Here is an 18,306-nt window from a genome sequence, read left to right on the forward strand (position 1 = left end):
TGGCCGGCGCCCTATTCCGCGGCCTTGCCAGCGGTTTCGCGGCTGTAGGAGGCCGCCTTGTCCCGCATCGTCACCAGTTCCTCGGCCATGGTCGGGTGGACCGCCATGGTGGCGTCGAAATCGGCCTTGGTCGCCCCCATTTTCACGGCGATGCCGATCAACTGGATCAGTTCGGCAGCGTCCGGGCCGGCGATATGGCAACCGACCACCCGGCCGGTCACACCGTCGACCAGCAACTTCATGAAGACCCGGGTCGCACGGCCGGACAGGGTCGCCTTCATGGGCCGGAAGGAGGTCTTGTAGACGTCGACCTTGTCGAGCGTCTCGCGCGCCTGCGCCTCGGTGAGGCCGATGACGCCGAGTTCCGGCTCCGAGAAGACTGCCGTCGGGACGTCGGCGTGATCGACCCGCGTCGGCTTGCCGCCGAAGACCGTGTCGGCGAAGGCATGGCCTTCGCGGATCGCCACCGGCGTGAGATTGACGCGGTTGGTGACATCGCCGACGGCATAGACATTGGGAACCGCCGTGCGTGAGTATTCGTCGACCTCGATGCCGCCGTGTTCGTGGCAGCGTATGCCGAGGTTTTCCATGCCGATGCCCATGCAGTTCGGCCGGCGGCCGATGGCGAACAGCACCTTGTCGCAGGCGATCTTCCGATCGTCGGAAAGATGGGTAACGTATTCGTCACCCGTTTTGTCGATCGCGGTCACCGTGTGACCGCACAGCACCTTGATGCCGCGCTCCTGCATCTCGTTGCGCAGATGTTCGCGAACATCGTCATCGAAGCCGCGCAGGATATTCTCGCCGCGATAGACCAACGTCACTTCGCTGCCCATGCCGGCGAAGATGCAGGCGAACTCGACCGCGATGTAGCCACCGCCCTGCACCACGATGCGCTTCGGCAGTTCGGGAAGATGCAGCGCCTCGTTCGACGAGATGGCGTGCTCAAGGCCGGGAATGTGGGGGCCCATATGCGGCCAGCCGCCAGTGGCAATCAGGATGTTATCGGCGGTGACCTTGTCGCCATTGGCCAGACGAATGGTGTGGGCATCCTCGATCACCGCGCGGCTGCGCACGATCTTGACCTTCCACCGCTCGAGCGTAGCGACATAGGCCGCCTCGAGGCGGTCGATTTCACGGTCCTTGTTGGCGATCAAGGTCGACCAGGAAAAACTGGCCTCCGACACAGTCCAGCCGAAACCGGCGGCATCCTCGAAATCGTGGGAAAAACGCGAGGCGTAAACCAGAAGCTTCTTTGGTACGCAGCCGCGAATGACGCAGGTGCCGCCGACGCGGAATTCTTCCGCGATCATCACCCGCGCGCCGTAGCTGGCAGCAATGCGCGCGGCGCGCACGCCACCGGAGCCCGCGCCGATAACGAACAGATCGACGTCGTAGGGAGACTTTGAAGAAGGTGCCATGGCCGCCTGAGCTCCGCCGCCCATCGGCGCATCAGATGCGCTGGCGGGTGAAGCTCATTAAAGCTTGTGGCCCTTCTTCTTCAAGCCCTCGCGCATCTTGCCGATGACCTCGTCCGAGAGGGAATTGGCCCATTCCTGAGCGAATTTCAGGCTCTCATCGATGATCTTGGGCTGCGCGACCAGAAATTTCTTGCCGGCCGGAGAGGTATAGAAAGCAAGAATATCCTTCAGCTCCTGTTCGGAGAGGTTCGCGGCGTAGATTTCCGTGACCTTGTTATGCACTTCCGACACGCGCGACTCATAGTCCTTGCGGATTTGTGCCGCGACCTCGTTGATGTCGTTCGTGATCATCGGATTCTGCTGCACGAAGAATTGTCGCGACTGCTCGACGACGCCGGGCACGATCGGAGCGAACAGTTCGAGCCCGCCGGTGATCTTCACGATTTCGCCGGCCATCTTCAGCGCCGCCGGGCTCGGCTGTTGCGCCAAAGCAGGGCCGGACAACAGCAGCGATACCGCCAGCATCGCCGAGCGAAGGCCGCGTGAAGAGGCGCCGCGCAAGAAACTCGCCGGGAAATTCATTGCCTTCAACTCCAGTTAGCTTGAGACAGGGCGCTCGACGGTTTTGATACCGTCCGGTCCGCCAATAATTACAACCGACGCGAGATCGACAAACAAACCGTGCTCCATCACGCCGGGCACCGCCGCCAACGCGCGAGCCAGCGCCTTCGGGTCGTCGATCCGGCCGAGGGCGGCATCGACGATCCAGTGGCCGCCATCCGTGACGAAAGGATGGCCGTCTTTCGTCTGCCGCAACTTCAGCGGTCCACCGCTTTGCACGGTGCCAATGGCTTTTTCAATGGCCCGCAACGTCGCGCCGTAGCCAAACGGCGTGACTTCTACAGGCAAAGCGAACCTTCCGAGCGTCTCAACCCATTTTGTGGCATCGACGATTACCACCATCCTCGACGAGGCCGAGGCGACGATTTTTTCGCGCAGCAGTGCCCCGCCGCCGCCCTTGATCATGCTGAAATCGGGCGCGACCTCGTCGGCGCCATCGATCGTCAGGTCGAGCTCGGGTGTCTCATCGAGCGTCGTCAGCGGAATGCCGCAGGCCTTGGCCTGCGCAAAAGTGGCTTCCGAGGTCGGCACGCCAACCACCTTGAGACCGGCGCGAACGCGCTCGCCGAGCAGATCGACGAAATGCTTGGCGGTCGAGCCGGTGCCGAGGCCGAGGCGCATCCCCGGTTGCACATATTCAACCGCGCGCGCGGCAGCAGCTCGTTTTTGAGCGTCGGCGTCCATTCAGGCGCTTCTCATTGGTCTCGGTTGATGCCGCAATGAAGCCGGCGGCGCTTGGCGGAGTCCGGCGGTTTCTAGCGCCTAACGGCGGGGCTGGATAGCCGAAAATGCCGATATCACAAGCGGATTTCGGCCTTGCATCGCGCCGCCCCGGCGGCTAGCGACATGCTCCATGCAGCTCCCGACCATCGTTTTCGACCTCGACGGTACCCTCGTCGAAACCGCGCCCGACCTCGTCGATACGCTCAATGTCGTGTTCGAACGCGAAGGCATCCCGCCGGTACCGTTCGATGAAGCACGAACTTTCGTCGGCCATGGCGCCCGCGCCATGATCACGCGCGGACTGGATGCGGAGGGTCGCACGGTCACGCCGCAGATCCTCGACAAACTGTTCAACGACTTCGTCGACTATTACACCGCGCACGTGGCCGACCGCTCCTATCCCTTTCCCGGGGTCATCGAAGCGCTCGACGCTTTGAGCGAACGTGGCTATCGCCTCGCAGTCTGCACCAACAAGTTCGAAAAGCAGTCGCTGTTGTTGCTGGACGCCCTCAAGATGACGAGCCGTTTCGCCGCAATTGTCGGCCAGGACACCTTCAAGATTGCCAAGCCCGATCCGGAAGTGTTGCGGCGCACGATCCTCACCGCGGGGGGCGACCCGGCGCACGCCGTTATGATCGGCGACTCCGAGACCGATATCCTCACCGCCCGCGCCGCCGCGCTCCCCGTGGTCGCCGTCGATTTCGGTTACAGCGAGCGGCCGGTGTCCGAGTATAGTCCGGACCGCCTGATCAGCCATTTTGCGCAGTTATCGGAAGCAATTGCGGGCCTCTCGCCCAGCAAATAAGGCAAAGTTCGCCACGGTTATGGTTAATGCGGTAAGGTTAATAGAACGCGACTTGTTGCCACGTCTTAATCTGGCACTTAATCTCGTTAATGGAGAGCGGGGGATTTCGCTCAGGTGGACCGGGATTAAACCAATGTACCGAGTCATTGCTGTTGTCGCCGGCGGGCTCGTCCTCGCCGGATGTTCGTCGTCTTCGGAATTTCTAGACGGTCTGAAGCCGGGGCCGACGCTCGACACCGTGCGCTTCGAATCCGAACCGCCGGGCGCCGACGCCAAGACTTCGAACGGCCAGAGCTGCAAGACGCCCTGCGCGCTTGCGCTGCCTGTCGATGCGCCTCTGACCGTGACCTTCACGCTTCAGGGCTATCAAAGCGAGCAGGAAACACTCGAGCCGGTCGACCAGTCGGGCAGCCTGCCGCAGTTGCGGCCGAACCCGGTGATGGTCGAACTGACCCCTGCCCCACCCGCAAAGCCGGCCGCCAAGCCGCGTAGCCAGGCCAGGAAGCCGGCGGCCAAGCCGGCCGCGGCAAAGCCCGCACCGGCGGCTCCAGCCCCGGCTCCCGCGCCTGCTCCTGCCCCACAGACGGGCGGCACGTCGCCTTGGCCGGCGCCGAAGCAGCAATAAGTTCCAGAAGACTGACAACTTCGATCGGCGCGCCCTACTGGGGCGCGCCGTTTTGCTTTTGACGTCAACGGGTTCGCTGCGCTGCAAAAGCCGGCGCTATGGTCATCGGGGACCGAACTGCCTATATGGGAATGTCCAGGGCGTCTTCGCACGGCAAGACGGGGGGCGCCCCAACGAGTTTCAGTGGAAGCCATATGTCCACGGCCTTCGATTCCGCATCCGGCGAATTCGGAAAGCCCCGCGCGCTGATCGACCCCTTCGCGCGCGCCATCACCTATCTGCGCGTCTCCGTGACCGACCGCTGCGATTTCCGCTGCGTCTATTGCATGTCGGAACACATGAGCTTCCTGCCCAAGGCCGATCTGCTCAGCCTCGAAGAGCTTGATCGCCTTTGCAGCGCCTTTGTCGCCAAGGGCGTGACCAAGCTGCGTCTCACCGGCGGCGAGCCCCTCGTCCGTCGCGGTATCATGACTTTGTTCGCGTCGCTGTCGCGTCACCTCGAAAGCGGTGCGCTCAGGGAACTGACGCTGACCACCAACGCCTCACAGCTCGATAAATACGCCGCCGAACTCAAGGGCTATGGCGTCGAACGCATCAACGTATCGCTCGATACGCTCGATGCCGACAAGTTTCGCGCTATCACACGCTGGGGCGATCTCAACAAGGTGATGGCCGGCATTGACGCCGCGCAGACGGCGGGGCTGAAGGTCAAGATCAACGCAGTCGCGCTCAAGGGCGTCAACGAAGACGAGATCGGCGACATGATCGCCTGGGCTCATGGCCGCGGCATGGATCTGACGGTCATCGAAGTGATGCCGTTGGGCGAGGTCGGCGAAGATCGCCTTGATCAGTATCTGCCGCTGTCGATGCTGCGCGCGCGACTTGCCGAGCGCTTTACGCTTGACGACATTGACTATCAGACTGGCGGCCCTGCCCGTTACGTGCAGGTCAAGGAAACCGGCGGCCGCCTCGGCTTCATCACACCGCTCACCCATAATTTCTGCGAATCCTGCAACCGTGTCCGTATCACCTGCACTGGTACCTTGTTCATGTGCCTCGGCCAGGAAGACGCCGCCGACCTGCGCGCGCCGCTCCGTGCCTCGGAAAGCGATGAGGCGCTGCACCGTGCCATTGACGCGGCCATCCTGCGCAAGCCCAAGGGTCATGACTTTGTCATCGACCGGCGCCAGCGCCGCCCGGCACTGGCCCGCCATATGAGCGTCACCGGCGGTTGAAACCGGCCCCGCCCGCCGCCAATGGCGGCCCATCGAGGCACTATTTTAGGCTAGCCAAAAGTCCGATGCTGATCGCGGGGTGGCTACATTTTCACCATTGACGGCCGGCATTTCCATTGGCTTAACAGACATGTCGGTCGGTAGACCGCATGCGTGTGGGGCGCATAAAAGAGAAGTAAAAATAGTTTCGCGGGCCCGCCGGTCCGCCAGAGGGGGAATTCGAACGTGAGCGCTCTCGACGCAACGCTTAAAGCCCTGTTGCCTGTATCCCGTGCCGTTGATGCCTTTACCACCTGGCTGGGCCGCAACCTGGCCTGGCTCATCCTGGCCGCGGTTCTGGTTTCGGCCATCAACGCCGTCATTCGCAAGCTGTTCGACATCTCCTCGAACTCCTGGCTCGAACTGCAATGGGTGCTGTTCGGCGTCGTATTCCTGCTGTGCTCACCGTGGACCCTGCTTGCCAACGAGCACATCCGCATCGACATCGTGAACAGCATGATGCCGAAGCGTGTACGCAACTGGATCGACGTCGTCGGCCACGCGCTATTCCTGGCGCCCTGGTGCATCATCATGATCATCACCGGCCTGCCGTTCTTCTGGCGCTCGGCCATGATCAACGAGCAGTCCGGCAACGCCGGCGGCCTGCCGCAATGGCCGTCGAAGTCGCTGGTCCTGCTCGGCTTCACTCTTCTCCTCGTCCAAGGTCTTTCGGAACTGATCAAGCGCCTCGCGGTAATGCGCGGCTTCATTCCGGATCCGCACGAAAGTTCGATCAGCGCCCTCGAAGCCGAGGTCGAACGGACTGTCGAAGCGATAGAACAGCGCTAAGCGCCTGCGGGTCTGGGGAGCACCACAATGATTGCCTTTATTATCGAGAACATGGCGCCGATCATGTTCGTGTCGCTGGTCGTGTTTCTGCTGCTGGGCTATCCGGCGGCATTCTCACTGGCCGCGGTCGGGTTGATATTCGCGCTGATCGGAATCGAGCTCGGCCAGTTCCAGCCCGACTTTCTGCAGGCCATGCCCGAGCGCGTCTACGGCGTGATGAACAACGACACGTTGCTCGCCATTCCGTTCTTCACTTTCATGGGCCTGATCCTCGAAAGATCCGGTATGGCCGAGGACTTGCTCGATACGATCGGACAACTGTTCGGCACAGTGCGCGGCGGCCTCGCTTATGCGGTGATCTTCGTCGGCGCCCTGCTCGCCGCCACTACCGGCGTGGTCGCGGCCTCGGTCATCTCGATGGGCCTGATTTCGCTGCCGATCATGCTGCGCTACGGCTACGACCGCCGCGTCGCCTCGGGCGTCATCGCCGCGTCCGGCACGCTGGCGCAGATCATTCCGCCGTCGCTGGTTCTGATCGTGATGGCCGACCAGCTCGGCAAGTCGGTCGGCGACATGTACGAAGGCGCCTTCATTCCCGGCCTTGTCCTGTCGGCCCTCTATGCCGGTTACATCTTCCTCGTAACCCTAGCCCAGCCGAAAGCGGTGCCCGGCCTGCCGCTGGACGCGATCGGCTTTCGCGAACCGAGCGGCGCCCGCGGCGTCTGGCAACTCGGCGTGCTGGTCGTGTTCTCGGGCATTGTCGCCTATCTGCTGATGACCCAGACCAATGTCCGGGGCGGCGCCGACTTCGTCATCCTGACCATGTCGGTCGGCGTCATCGTGTCGTTCTTGTGCGCGGTGTTCAACCGCGTATTCGGCACGCGCTACTTCTACGTCAGCTTCATTCTGTTCGTCGCTCTGGCGGCGGCCTGGTACTACTTCAACCACCACAATCACGAGAACTGGGCGCTGCTTCTGGCGGCACTGTCGGCCGGCGCGCTCTATGCCGTCATCGCGGCAGTCATCGAGAAGACGACCGGCTTCCGCCTAATGACCCTGATGGCGGAGCAGACCACCTTCGTCATGGTGCCGCCGCTGTTCCTGATCTTCCTCGTGCTCGGCACCATCTTCATCGGCGTCGCGACGCCGACCGAAGGTGGCGCCATGGGCGCGGTCGGCGCCCTCATCCTCGGTGCGATGAAACGCCGACTGACCTTCGACCTGATCCGCCAGGCCGTGGAATCCACCGCCAAGTTGTCGGCTTTCGTCGTGTTCATTCTGCTCGGCGCTCGCGTGTTTTCGCTGACCTTCTACGGCGTCAGCGGCCACATCTGGGTCGAGCACCTGCTCACCTCGCTACCCGGCGGCGCGACCGGCTTCCTGATCTTCGTCAACGCGCTGGTCTTCGTTCTCGCCTTCTTCCTCGACTTCTTCGAACTCGCCTTCATCGTTATTCCGCTGCTCGGACCGGCGGCGGAAAAGCTCGGCATCGACCTGATCTGGTTCGGTGTCATTCTCGGCGTCAACATGCAGACCTCGTTCATGCATCCGCCTTTCGGCTTCGCCCTGTTCTATCTGCGCTCGGTGGCTCCGAAGGAAAACTATACGGATCGCGTCACCGGCCTGCGCATGGAGCCGGTGACCACCGGTCAGATCTACTGGGGCGCGGTGCCGTTCGTTTGCATCCAGCTCATCATGGTGGCGCTGGTGATCATCTTCCCATCGATGGTGATGCACTACAAAAAGGGCATGTCCACCGTCGACCCGAACACCGTGAAGATCGAAGTGCCGGCGCTCGACAACCTGCCGCCGCTCGATCTCGGACCGCCAACCTTCAAATAGCGGCGTGGCCGGAAACGGACCCATAAAAAAACCCCGGAGCCTGCGCTCCGGGGTTTCTCTTTTTATGCCTGATGGCGGCGATCAGGCGCTCATCGCGCGCATCATGAACTGGTCGTAGCTGTTCTCGGCCAGACGGAACCACTGATAGGAGTTCTTCGTGAACGCCATCATCGATTCGTTGACCTTCTTGAAGCTCTCGTTACCGGCTGCGGTCTCGGCGTGCAGCTCCAGGGTCGCCTTGTAGGAGGCTTCCATGATCGGCTGCGAGAAGACATGCAGCTTGGTACCGCCGGCGATGAGACGGCGCAGCGCCTGCGGGTTGAGCGCGTCGTACTTCGCCATCATGTTGGTGTTGGCGAGGTGGCCGGCCTGCTCCAGCACCGCCTGATAGTGCTTCGGCAGCGCGTTCCACTTGTCGAGATTGACGAAGGCGAACAGCATGGAGCCGCCTTCCCACCAGCCCGGCGCGTAGTAGTGCGGCGCGACTTTGTAGAAGCCGAGCTTTTCATCGTCGTAAGGACCGATCCATTCGGCCGCGTCGATGGTGCCCTTTTCCAGCGCCGGGTAGATATCGCCGCCGGCGATCTGCTGTGGCACGGCGCCGAGCTTCTGCATAATCTTGCCGGCCCAGCCGCCGATACGCATCTTGACGCCCTTGAGATCGTCAACGGTGTTGATTTCCTTGCGGAACCAGCCACCCATCTGAGCACCGGTGTTGCCGGCGAGGATGCCGCGGATGTTGTATTTCTTGTAGAACTCATTGAGCACGTCCTGCCCGCCGCCCTGCATCCACCAGCCCTGGTTCAGGCGGGCGTTGGGGCCGAACGGCACCGAGGTACCGAAGCCAAAGGTCGGATCCTTGCCGAAATAATAATACGAGGCCGTGTGACCGATTTCGACGGTGCCGTTCTGCACCGCATCGACAATGGCCAGGCCCGGTACGATTTCACCGGCTGCGAAAGGCTGAATCTGGAATTTGCCGTCGGTGGCGTCCGAGACCGCCTTGCACATCACTTCGACGCCGCCATAGATGGTGTCGAGCGATTTCGGCCAGCTCGCCGGCATGCGCCATTTGATTTCGGGGTTCGATTGGGCAATCGCGGGCGCCGCGATTGCTGCACCGGCTACACCCAGGCCGGCCGCCTGAATAAACTGACGACGTTTCATTACTAGTATCCTCCCAATGTCACTTAAATTGCGGGAGCCCCCGGACTACCCGCACATGCACCCACTTAACCGGGGGCTTGTTCCAAACATGGCGGAGACCGCGACCTAAATCCAGCCCCCCATTGGTTAAATCGCCCGAAAGTTAACACGCTGGGTGCCGGAGCCGGTGCCTACCAAATAAACAGGGCCGGCGCTGATGGTCGGCCCTGTCCAGTCGCTTCTGCGTAAGTCCGGCTGATTGATTTTCGGGCAACCAGCCTCGCCCTCAACCTCTCGACCGTGACCGGATCATAAAGCTTTCATAGGTATGCTCGGCGACCTGCCACCACAGGTATTCATAAATTACGGTAGGCTTCCATATCGGCCAGCACCTTCTTGTAGTTGACGTTCTTGGCCGACTCCTCGGCGTTGACTTCATTGGACGCCTTGAGGCACGCGTCCATGATCTCCGTCGAGAACGGCCGCAACTGCACACCATTGGCGACCAGACGCCGAAGCGCCTGCGAATTGCGCCCGTCATACCGCGCCGTCTGTTCGATATTCGCGGCGCCGGCGACGACGACGATGATTGATTGGCAATTCTTCGGCAGTTCGTTCCACTTCGCCTGATTGATCAGAAGATGGTTCGGCGTGCCACCTTCCCACCAGCCCGGGCGGGCGATAAATCCAGCAATCAAATCACAATGAAACAAGGCCCCGCTGCAACGAAAAAAGCCCCCGCCCAATTTGGGCGGAGGCTTCTGAAGGATCGACTATCGGCGGACAGCCTGCCCACCGGCACCGTGGTTAGCCGCGCTGGCGCATGCGCACCATGAAGGCATCGAAGCCGAGTTCGGCCACCTGCCACCACTGATACGAGTCGCCGCGATAAGCGATGACGGAATCGACGACCTTCTTGAAGTCGGCGTTCTTGCCCGACGTTTCGGCGTACGTGTCCATCGTCGCCTTGTAGCTGGCTTCCATCACCGGCTGCGGGAACGGACGAAGCTGCGCGCCGCCGGCGGCGAGACGCTTGATCGCCTGCGGGTTGGCGTTGTCGTACTTGGCGATCATCCAGTCATTCGCCTGCGCCGAGGCGGCACGCACGATGGCCTGATAGTTCTTCGGCAGCGCATTCCACTTATCGAGGTTGATGAAGTTGTGCAGCATGGCGCCGCCTTCCCACCAACCCGGATAGTAATAGAACGGCGCAACCTTGACGAAGCCGAGCTTCTCGTCGTCGTAGGGACCAACCCACTCCGCCGCGTCGATGGTGCCCTTTTCAAGCGCCGGATAGATGTCGCCGCCGGCGAGTTGCTGCGGCACCGCACCGAGCTTGCTGAAGATATTGCCGGCATAACCGGCGATGCGGAATTTCAGACCGTTGAGATCCTCGACGGTCTTGATCTCCTTGCGGAACCAGCCGCCCATCTGACAGGTCGTGTTACCGCACGGAATGGCGAGGAAGTTGTACTTCTTGAAGAAGTCATTGGCGAGCTGCTCGCCGCCGCCGAACGCCATCCATGACGCCTGCATGCGCGTGTTCAGACCGAAAGGCTGTGCGGTGAACAGCGAGAAGGTCGGATCCTTACCGACATAGTAATAAGACGCAGTGTGCGCCATTTCGACGGTGCCGTTCTGCACCGCATCCGCGGCCTGCAGGCCGGGGACGATTTCACCCGCGGCGAAAGTCTGGATCTGGAACTTGTTGTCGGTCGCATCGGCCACGGCCTTGGCGAACACTTCGGCCGCGCCGTAGAGCGTGTCGAGCGACTTCGGGAAGCTCGAGGTCAAGCGCCACTTCAGGTCGGGGCTCGACTGGGCGATGGCCGGCGCGGCAACCGCGCTCGCGGCAAGGCCCACGCCTGCCGCTCCCAAAAATTGTCGGCGTTTCATTCCACATTCTCCGTTTTTTGCGAAAGTTTTTGCAGCTTTCACCGCCGCGAAACGGCGATTACTTGCGCGCCTGCTAACCCTTCGTCACAGGGCTGACCAGCGTCATGGCTGCATTGCAAGCATGCGCGGCATCATTGTCGCAGCGATGCAGTACACGTTTAGACTTTCGTCTAGGTCCCCGGGATGGATCACGCCTCGATGACGATCTTCGGCGCGCTACGCGAGGGCCCGCCTTTGATTTGTTCCAAAACCCTGGCGGCGATGTCGCGGTAGAGCTTGGCGTGGACGCCGTCCGGCTCGGTCGCGACGACAGGGAGGCCCGCGTCCGACTTCTCGCGGATCGTCATATGCAGTGGAACTTCGCCGAGGAACGGTACGCCCTGCCGCTCGGCCTCGTGCCGCGCGCCGCCATGGCCGAACAGGTCGGAGCGCGTGCCGCATTGCGGGCACAGGAAGTAGCTCATGTTCTCCACGACGCCGAGCACCGGCACGTTGACGCGCTTGAACATGGCAACGCCGCGACGGGCGTCGATCAGCGCCAGATCCTGGGGCGTCGAGACAATCACAGCGCCCTTGAGCGGCACCTGCTGCGCCATCGTAAGCTGGGCATCGCCGGTGCCCGGCGGCATGTCCACTACCATGACGTCAAGCTTGCCCCACTCGACTTCACGCAACATCTGCGTAATCGCCGACATCACCATCGGACCGCGCCAGATCATCGGTGTTTCTTCGTCAATCAGGAAGCCGATCGACATGACCTTGAGGCCGTAGCGCTCGATCGGCTTGAGGCGGGTGCCGCCGAGGGTCTCCGGCTTCTCTTTGATGTTGAGCAGTTTCGGGATCGACGGGCCGTAGATATCGGCATCGAGCAGGCCAACCTTGAGGCCGAGCGCAGCAAGGCCGAGCGCGAGATTGACCGCAGTGGTCGATTTGCCGACGCCGCCTTTGCCGGAGGCGACCGCGATCACCGCATCGACGCCGGGGATACCGGTCTGGGCACCAGAAGCCGCTTTGGCCGGGCCGTGATTGTGGCCGTGATTGTGACCCTGCGCCTGATGCGCGGGCGCCGGGCCCTTCCCGGCTTTCTCGGCTGTGAGCGCGACCAGCGCCGAGGTGACACCCGGCAGAGCACGCACCGCGGCTTCGGCCGCCGCGCGCACCGGCTCCCAGGCCTTCACCGCCGCGGCGTCCACGGTGATCGAGAAGAACACCTTGCCGTCGGTGGCGACGATGTCGGACAGCACCTTCTCGCCGGTGAGCGGGGCACCATTGGGCGAACGGACCTTCGCCAGCGCGCCCAGCACTTCGTCCTTGCTCACCGCCATGATCGTTCCCTTTTTCGCCGCCTGGACCCTTTCCAGGGTCTTGTCTCACCGCCATTTGGCCGTTTGCCGCCGCCGATGCAAGAGACCCCACAGCCTCATAGCCGGCGGACCTAGACGGTTGACGGGCGCACCCCGACAATGACCTATGGGCCGGGAACGCGGCCCGGTCGGCCGGACCGCAGTATTTCGATCCAGATTGTCAAAATAGCCGGGTCACCGGACAGTTGGGAGGATGTGCAATGGCGAAGGTTGCTTTTCTGGGCCTGGGGGTCATGGGCTACCCGATGGCGGGGCACCTGAAGAACAAAGGCGGCCACGACGTTACCGTCTATAACCGCACCACCGCCAAGGCCGAGAAATGGGCCGCCCAGTTCGGCGGCAAGTTCGCCAAGACGCCGGCCGAAGCCGCCAAGGGCCAGGACTTCGTAATGGCTTGCGTCGGCAACGACAACGACCTCCACGACGTCACGCTCGGCAAGGACGGCGCCTTCCAGGCCATGGGCAAGGGCACGATCTTCGTCGATCACACCACCGCCTCGGCCGAAATCGCACGCGAGCTTTACGCCGCAGCCAGGAAGACCGGCTTCGACTTCATCGATGCCCCGGTGTCGGGCGGCCAGGCCGGCGCCGAAAATGGCGCACTCACGGTGATGTGCGGTGGCGACGAGGCCATCTTCAACAAGGCCAAGCCCGTGATCGATGCTTATGCGCGCGCCTGCAATCTGATGGGCGCGCCCGGCTCGGGCCAGCTCGCCAAAATGTGCAACCAGATCTGTATCGCCGGTGTCGTTCAGGGACTGGCGGAAGCGCTGCATTTCGCCAAGAAGTCAGACCTCGACATCGAGAAGCTGATCGCCACCATTTCCAAAGGCGCGGCGCAGTCGTGGCAGATGGAGAACCGCTACAAGACCATGGATGCCGGCAAGTTCGACTTCGGCTTCGCGGTGGACTGGATGCGCAAGGACCTGAGCATCTGTCTGGCTGAAGCGCGCAAGAACGGCGCGACCCTTCCCGTCACCGCGCTGGTCGATCAGTTCTACGCCGACGTGCAGAAGATGGGTGGCAGCCGCTGGGATACGTCGAGCCTGCTGGCAAGGTTGGAGCGGAAGTAATATTTCGTCATTCCGGACACCGCGACAGCGGCGATCCGGAATCCAGCCACGCTCTCATACGACTGGATTCCGGGTTCGCACCTGCGGTGCGCCCCGGAATGACGGAGAGAAGCCAGCCCTGCGCCTGGGGCACTTGCCACCTGGCGCCGCAGCCGTTAGGGCACGGCCATGGCCTTCATCTACTCCACCATGGCGTTCGTCGAAATCTTAGCTTTGTTCGCGTCCATCATCGCGATTGCCATTTACATCGTGCGCTCAATCGTCCGTTCGATCACCGAGCCAAAACTGCCGCCGCCGAAGCCGGAAGACCTGCGCCATCTCAAACGCGCCGGGCAGTCCGGGTTTTATTGAAGCCTGTGGCCCGCATGAACAATTCGAATGCGGAAGCGACGCCTCCGGACGTCGCCGGCGCTCCAGCCGCGCGACAGAACTAAAACGCCATCGTCAAGCCGTCGTCCGCAATCAGCACGCCGCCCGCCCTCACTTCGTCGAGGCGTGACAGCATGGTCGGGTTCATATGCGTGACCATGGTTTGCCTGGCGCCGAGATCGCCAAGACGCGGCTGCAGCACTTCCCACGTCAGATGACCGTTGAGTTTGCCTGCAAAGCCGTAGCATTCGCAAATGAACAGATCGGCGCCGCGCGCGATCGGCAACAGCGCATCGGTCCATTCGGTGTCACCGGAATAAGCGAAAGTCTTCTCGCCGTCGGACAGACGCAACGCCGTCGACGGCGCCCCGGACTGATGGATCACCTCAGCGGTGACGATGGAATGGCCGAGCACATCATCAGCGACGCCAACCTCGATTTCCTTGACCAGCCATGGAAACTTCCACTTCGAGCCGGTCGATTTCGGAAAGAACACTTCCATCGCCGCCTCAAGCCGCGCCTTGGTACCCGGCGGTCCGGCGATCAGCAGCGGCTTGTCGCGCCGCGCCAGGAACTGCGCATCGAGCAGGAAGAACGGCAGGCCGCCGAAGTGATCGCCATGAAGATGTGACAGCACGATGGCGTCAATGGCGTTGCGATCGGCATTCTGCGCGTTCAAAGCCGGCAGCACCGAGGCGCCGCAATCGATCAGCAGCGTCGCCTTGGCGGTCTTGAGCAAAAAGCAGGTGTTGTAACGGCCGCCGGAGCCGAAGGCGTCACCCGAGCCGATAATGGTGAGGTGCATGGTCTGTCTCTCTGCTCTCGCCGCCTCGTCCTGAGGAGCATCGCATCAGCGATGCGTCTCGAAGGATGGGGCGGCCTCATCCTTCGAGACGCGTTGCTTTGCAACGCTCCTCAGGATGAGGCGATTGGATGCGGTGCTGGCTTCAAGCCTTCGCGCTGGGCCGTGCCGACACCGCAGCGTGCCAGCGCTTCACGTTGACGAGATCCTCCGGCACCACAAGCTTCGGCACCTTCATGAAATCGACAGTGACCTGCGCGGTAATGTCGGCAATTGAATAGCGTTCGCCAGCGATGAACTCATGCTCGGCGAGTTGCCGGTCGAGAATGCCGAGAAATTCGAAAACGCGCGGCCGGTTGGCCTCGGCCCAGGCCGGCACCTGCGGCACCTCCAGCTCCTGCATGGCCGGGTGCAGATGGCGGAACACCTGCGCCACGGTCGCGAACAGGTTGTTCTCGACCCGCCGGCTCCACATTTCGGTGAGGCCGATCTCCTTTGGCCCTTGCCCGAACAGCGGCGGCTCGGGCCGCAGCGCCTCGAAATACCGGCAGATGGCCAGCGATTCACAGATCACGGTGCCGTCGTCCAGCACCAGAGCCGGCAGGCGCTGCAGCGGATTGATCGCCGTGAACTCCGGCGTCTTGTGCTGCTTGGCCATGATATCGACCTGCTCGATCGGCAGCTCGATGCCCTTTTCGGCAAGAAAAATACGGGTTCGGCGCGGATTGGGCGCGCCTTTGGCGTCATAAAGCTTCATGGGAGCGTTTCCGGCTGACAGAACGAGTTTCTTGTGCGGTGCAAGCCGAACACAGGCCACAACGCCTGTCAAAGCCAAGAGTTAACGCACATTAACCTCCAGGCTTTTTCATCCTTTAAGGCCGGTCTTAAGAATTTTGGGCCACGGTGCCCAATATCGATTTTGCGTAGTGGTGGCGTCGTTTAGTCCATGATTCCTGGTGAGCAACCCGACCTGACCGCGCTGCCGCCGGAAAGCTCGCCGGTAAAGCGCCGGCTGGCCGCGCAATATGTGCGCGACGCCCGCGACCGCCTGACCTCGACCTCAGGCACGCGGCCCGTTTTCGACGTCGAATTGCTGCGCCAATACGCCCAAAACCGCCTCTCCGCCTCGCTCGTCATCCTGCTGCTGGTCGCCACCGTCGGTTTCCTGTCGAGCCTGTGGACCGGCGCGGTCGCCGCCGGCGCCTGGACAGCCTCGGTGCTGGTCATCCATGCGGTCATCGTGACCAAGTGCCGGCAGTTGCTGGACGCGCCGGTCTCGACGGTGGATACGCGGGCCTGGCGCTTCCGCTTCATCATGCTCGACCTGTTCTACGGTCTGGCCTGGATGTTCGTGCTGATCAAGCCGCTTGGCTCCGATGAGTCGTCCGGCACGTTCATGCTGTTCGTGATGCTGCTGGTGGTGGCGGTGTCGAGCATGCTCGCCTCCAGCCTGCCGATTGCCGCCTTTGCCGCGACCTTCCCGGTGACAGCAGCGATCGCGCTCAACTTCGCGCTGCTCGGCACCTTACGCGACTATATCCTCGCCATCATGGCGGTGTCGGCTCAGGGCTATTTCGCGATCCTAGCCTACCGGCTTTATTCGACGACGCTGGCGACGCTCGAAGCGCGCGCCGAAAAAGACGCGCTGATCGGCGAACTTGAGCAAGCCAAGATGATCTCCGACGAGGCACGCCAGCGTGCCGAAGCCGCCAATGTGTCGAAGTCGCGCTTCCTGGCACAAATGAGCCACGAGCTGCGCACGCCGCTCAACGCCATTCTCGGCTTCTCCGAAGTGATGAAGACCGAAGTGTTCGGCGAGCACTCGGTCGCCGCCTACAAGGAATATTCCGCCGACATCCATTCCTCGGGTGTGCATCTGCTCGGCCTCATTAATGAGATTCTCGACCTGTCGCGCATCGAGGCCGGCCGCTACGAACTCAACGAAGAGTCGGTGTCGCTGGTCGGCATCGTTGAGGACTGCCATCATCTCTTGAAGCTGCGCGCCACCAACCGCGGCATCAATCTGCACGAAGTCTACGAGCAAGGCCTACCGCGGCTGTGGGCGGACGAACGCGCCATCCGCCAGATCTGCCTCAACCTGTTGTCCAACGCCATCAAGTTCACGCCGCAAGGCGGCGACATCTGGCTCAAGGTCGGCTGGACCGCGTCCGGCGGCCAGTACATGAGTTGCACCGATACGGGCGCCGGCATTCCGGAAGAGGAAATTCCGGTGGTGCTGGCGTCGTTCGGCCAAGGCTCGAATTCGATCAAGTCCGCCGAACAGGGCGCGGGCCTCGGCCTGCCGATCGCCAAGAGTCTCGTCGATCTGCACGGTGGCACGTTCACGCTGCGCTCCAAGCTGCGCATCGGCACCGAAGTGATCGTCACCTTCCCGCCGGAGCGCGTGGTCGCCGCCATGGCGCCGATGACAGAGCCGGCGCCATCGATTGTGCCGCACGAACCCGTGCCCGGCGAGCGCATCCTCAACGACGACGAGCGCCGCCGCCTGCGCCAGCGGCCCCTGTTCCGCGCCGGGACGTGACAATTATTCGCCTGAAGAGCCGGCCGCCGCAGCCAATCCGCGATTGCGTTCCGGCAAAGCGTCTCTATGTTCCGGGGCAAGTGCGTCGCCGCCCCATGCGAAGAATCCGCGATGATCGAAACCCCTTGCGTCAAGATCTGCACACTCGATGTCAAGCGCCGGCTGTGCCTGGGCTGCGGCCGCACGATGGACGAAATCGCGGCCTGGGCCGGCATGGTGCCGGCCGAGCGCCGGCGCATCATGAACGAACTTTCCGAACGCCTTGCCGCTTTCAATGCCTCGCAAAAACTCGCCGGATAAGCGCGCCGTGAGCCGCCGCATCACCTGGATTTTCGTGTTCGGCGTGGCGCTGTCGCTGGCGGCACTGGTCGCCTCGCAGGACCGGGATCCGATCGCCAGCCTGCTGCGCCACGACATGAGCGCGCTCGGCCTGAAGGCGGCGCTGCTGGTCTCGGCCGGCGGCCTGCTGCTGGTGACGTTTCGCGAGCGGCTGTCGAAGGCCTTCGAGGCCATGGCATTCTGGCTGGTCGTCGGCCTGCTGCTGATCGTCGGCTATACTTATCGCTTCGAACTGCGTGACGTCGGCGACCGCGTCGTCGCCGAAGTGATACCCGGCTACGTGGCGCGCCACGGCCAGGACGCCGAAGTGGTGCGCGGCAGCGATGGCGATTTCTCGCTGACCGCCCATGTCAACGGCGCGCGAGTGCCGATGGTAATCGACACCGGTGCGTCGTCGGTGGTGCTGACACAAGAAGCGGCCAGAGCCTCGGGCCTGCCGATCGAAGTGCTGAGCTACACCGTCAATGTCGATACCGCGAACGGCCGCACACGCGCGGCGCCGGTGACGCTGGAGCGCGTCGTCGTCGGCGGACTAATCGAACGTTCAGTGCCGGCGCTGGTGGCGAAAGAAGGCCAGCTCAAACAATCACTGCTCGGCATGAGCTTCCTCAACCGGCTCGACAGCTGGGAAGTGCGTGGCAACAAGCTGCGCATGCGCGGCACGCCGTAATTGCG

The 18,306-nt window shown here is 62.5% G+C and carries 19 protein-coding genes; 10 read left to right on the top strand and 9 right to left on the bottom strand.

Annotated elements, in window-relative coordinates; all coding sequences use genetic code 11:
• Nucleotides 1–11: 11 nt before the first annotated feature.
• Genes gor through rpiA form a run of 3 tightly spaced genes read right to left on the bottom strand, consistent with a single transcriptional unit; the run spans nt 12 to nt 2,726 of the window.
• Nucleotides 12–1,421 (bottom strand): glutathione-disulfide reductase, encoded by a 1,410-nt coding sequence (gene gor, locus DXH78_RS15265; protein ID WP_115518512.1) that lies wholly within the window; start codon nt 1,419–1,421, stop codon nt 12–14.
• 57 nt (nt 1,422–1,478) lie between these two features.
• Nucleotides 1,479–2,003 (bottom strand): DUF2059 domain-containing protein, encoded by a 525-nt coding sequence (locus DXH78_RS15270; RefSeq protein ID WP_115518089.1) that lies wholly within the window; start codon nt 2,001–2,003, stop codon nt 1,479–1,481.
• Nucleotides 2,004–2,018: 15 nt separating this feature from the next.
• Nucleotides 2,019–2,726 (bottom strand): ribose-5-phosphate isomerase RpiA, encoded by a 708-nt coding sequence (rpiA, locus tag DXH78_RS15275; RefSeq protein WP_115518090.1) that lies wholly within the window; start codon nt 2,724–2,726, stop codon nt 2,019–2,021.
• 169 nt (nt 2,727–2,895) lie between these two features.
• Between rpiA and DXH78_RS15280 the strand changes: the two genes are divergently transcribed.
• The 5 genes from DXH78_RS15280 to DXH78_RS15300 all read left to right on the top strand — a co-directional run bounded on the left by DXH78_RS15280 (nt 2,896) and on the right by DXH78_RS15300 (nt 8,100).
• The gene (locus tag DXH78_RS15280) at nt 2,896–3,570 is read left to right on the top strand and encodes an HAD family hydrolase (RefSeq protein ID WP_115518091.1); all 675 of its coding nucleotides are present in this window, start codon (nt 2,896–2,898) and stop codon (nt 3,568–3,570) included.
• Between the two features lie 133 nt (nt 3,571–3,703).
• Nucleotides 3,704–4,195 (top strand): hypothetical protein, encoded by a 492-nt coding sequence (locus tag DXH78_RS15285; protein WP_115518092.1) that lies wholly within the window; start codon nt 3,704–3,706, stop codon nt 4,193–4,195.
• 194 nt (nt 4,196–4,389) lie between these two features.
• Nucleotides 4,390–5,430 (top strand): GTP 3',8-cyclase MoaA, encoded by a 1,041-nt coding sequence (gene moaA, locus DXH78_RS15290; RefSeq protein ID WP_115518093.1) that lies wholly within the window; start codon nt 4,390–4,392, stop codon nt 5,428–5,430.
• A gap of 225 nt (nt 5,431–5,655) precedes the next feature.
• Nucleotides 5,656–6,258: a TRAP transporter small permease subunit gene (locus DXH78_RS15295; protein ID WP_245416894.1), complete on the top strand. Its 603-nt coding sequence runs from the start codon at nt 5,656–5,658 to the stop codon at nt 6,256–6,258.
• Between the two features lie 27 nt (nt 6,259–6,285).
• Nucleotides 6,286–8,100: a TRAP transporter large permease gene (locus DXH78_RS15300; RefSeq protein WP_115518094.1), complete on the top strand. Its 1,815-nt coding sequence runs from the start codon at nt 6,286–6,288 to the stop codon at nt 8,098–8,100.
• Between the two features lie 81 nt (nt 8,101–8,181).
• On the opposite strand, the gene DXH78_RS15305 is transcribed toward DXH78_RS15300, so the two are convergent.
• From DXH78_RS15305 to DXH78_RS15320, 4 genes are all read right to left on the bottom strand, one after another.
• A complete protein-coding gene (locus tag DXH78_RS15305) occupies nt 8,182–9,267 on the bottom strand; it encodes a TRAP transporter substrate-binding protein (RefSeq protein ID WP_115518095.1) in 1,086 nt (361 codons plus the stop codon).
• 335 nt (nt 9,268–9,602) lie between these two features.
• Nucleotides 9,603–9,992 (bottom strand): type 2 periplasmic-binding domain-containing protein, encoded by a 390-nt coding sequence (locus DXH78_RS15310; protein ID WP_168192850.1) that lies wholly within the window; start codon nt 9,990–9,992, stop codon nt 9,603–9,605.
• 61 nt (nt 9,993–10,053) lie between these two features.
• Entirely contained in the window at nt 10,054–11,142 is a 1,089-nt protein-coding gene (locus tag DXH78_RS15315; protein WP_115518097.1) for a TRAP transporter substrate-binding protein, read from the bottom strand.
• Between the two features lie 188 nt (nt 11,143–11,330).
• Nucleotides 11,331–12,467 (bottom strand): Mrp/NBP35 family ATP-binding protein, encoded by a 1,137-nt coding sequence (locus DXH78_RS15320; RefSeq protein ID WP_115518098.1) that lies wholly within the window; start codon nt 12,465–12,467, stop codon nt 11,331–11,333.
• 239 nt (nt 12,468–12,706) lie between these two features.
• Here DXH78_RS15320 and DXH78_RS15325 point away from each other — a divergent pair, with 239 nt between their 5' ends.
• Both DXH78_RS15325 and DXH78_RS15330 read left to right on the top strand, forming a co-directional pair.
• On the top strand, nt 12,707–13,579 hold the full coding sequence (locus tag DXH78_RS15325) for an NAD(P)-dependent oxidoreductase (protein ID WP_115518099.1): 873 nt from the start codon (nt 12,707–12,709) through the stop codon (nt 13,577–13,579).
• 168 nt (nt 13,580–13,747) lie between these two features.
• Nucleotides 13,748–13,930: a hypothetical protein gene (locus DXH78_RS15330; protein ID WP_115518100.1), complete on the top strand. Its 183-nt coding sequence runs from the start codon at nt 13,748–13,750 to the stop codon at nt 13,928–13,930.
• Between the two features lie 79 nt (nt 13,931–14,009).
• Here the strand turns inward: DXH78_RS15330 and DXH78_RS15335 are convergent, their stop codons facing one another.
• Both DXH78_RS15335 and DXH78_RS15340 read right to left on the bottom strand, forming a co-directional pair.
• On the bottom strand, nt 14,010–14,753 hold the full coding sequence (locus DXH78_RS15335; RefSeq protein WP_115518101.1) for an MBL fold metallo-hydrolase: 744 nt from the start codon (nt 14,751–14,753) through the stop codon (nt 14,010–14,012).
• A gap of 142 nt (nt 14,754–14,895) precedes the next feature.
• Nucleotides 14,896–15,507 (bottom strand): glutathione S-transferase family protein, encoded by a 612-nt coding sequence (locus tag DXH78_RS15340; RefSeq protein ID WP_115518102.1) that lies wholly within the window; start codon nt 15,505–15,507, stop codon nt 14,896–14,898.
• 189 nt (nt 15,508–15,696) lie between these two features.
• Between DXH78_RS15340 and DXH78_RS15345 the strand changes: the two genes are divergently transcribed.
• The 3 genes from DXH78_RS15345 to DXH78_RS15355 all read left to right on the top strand — a co-directional run bounded on the left by DXH78_RS15345 (nt 15,697) and on the right by DXH78_RS15355 (nt 18,301).
• Complete coding sequence (locus tag DXH78_RS15345; protein ID WP_115518103.1) at nt 15,697–17,292, top strand: sensor histidine kinase; 1,596 nt, start codon at nt 15,697–15,699, stop codon at nt 17,290–17,292.
• Nucleotides 17,293–17,403: 111 nt separating this feature from the next.
• Nucleotides 17,404–17,592 carry a DUF1289 domain-containing protein gene (locus tag DXH78_RS15350; protein ID WP_245416895.1) on the top strand — a complete coding sequence of 63 codons (189 nt, stop codon included), beginning with the start codon at nt 17,404–17,406 and terminating at the stop codon, nt 17,590–17,592.
• Between the two features lie 211 nt (nt 17,593–17,803).
• Nucleotides 17,804–18,301 (top strand): TIGR02281 family clan AA aspartic protease, encoded by a 498-nt coding sequence (locus tag DXH78_RS15355; protein WP_115518515.1) that lies wholly within the window; start codon nt 17,804–17,806, stop codon nt 18,299–18,301.
• The last annotated feature ends 5 nt before the right edge of the window (nt 18,302–18,306 follow it).

This window comes from Undibacter mobilis (assembly GCF_003367195.1).
Taxonomy (GTDB): domain Bacteria; phylum Pseudomonadota; class Alphaproteobacteria; order Rhizobiales; family Xanthobacteraceae; genus Pseudolabrys; species Pseudolabrys mobilis.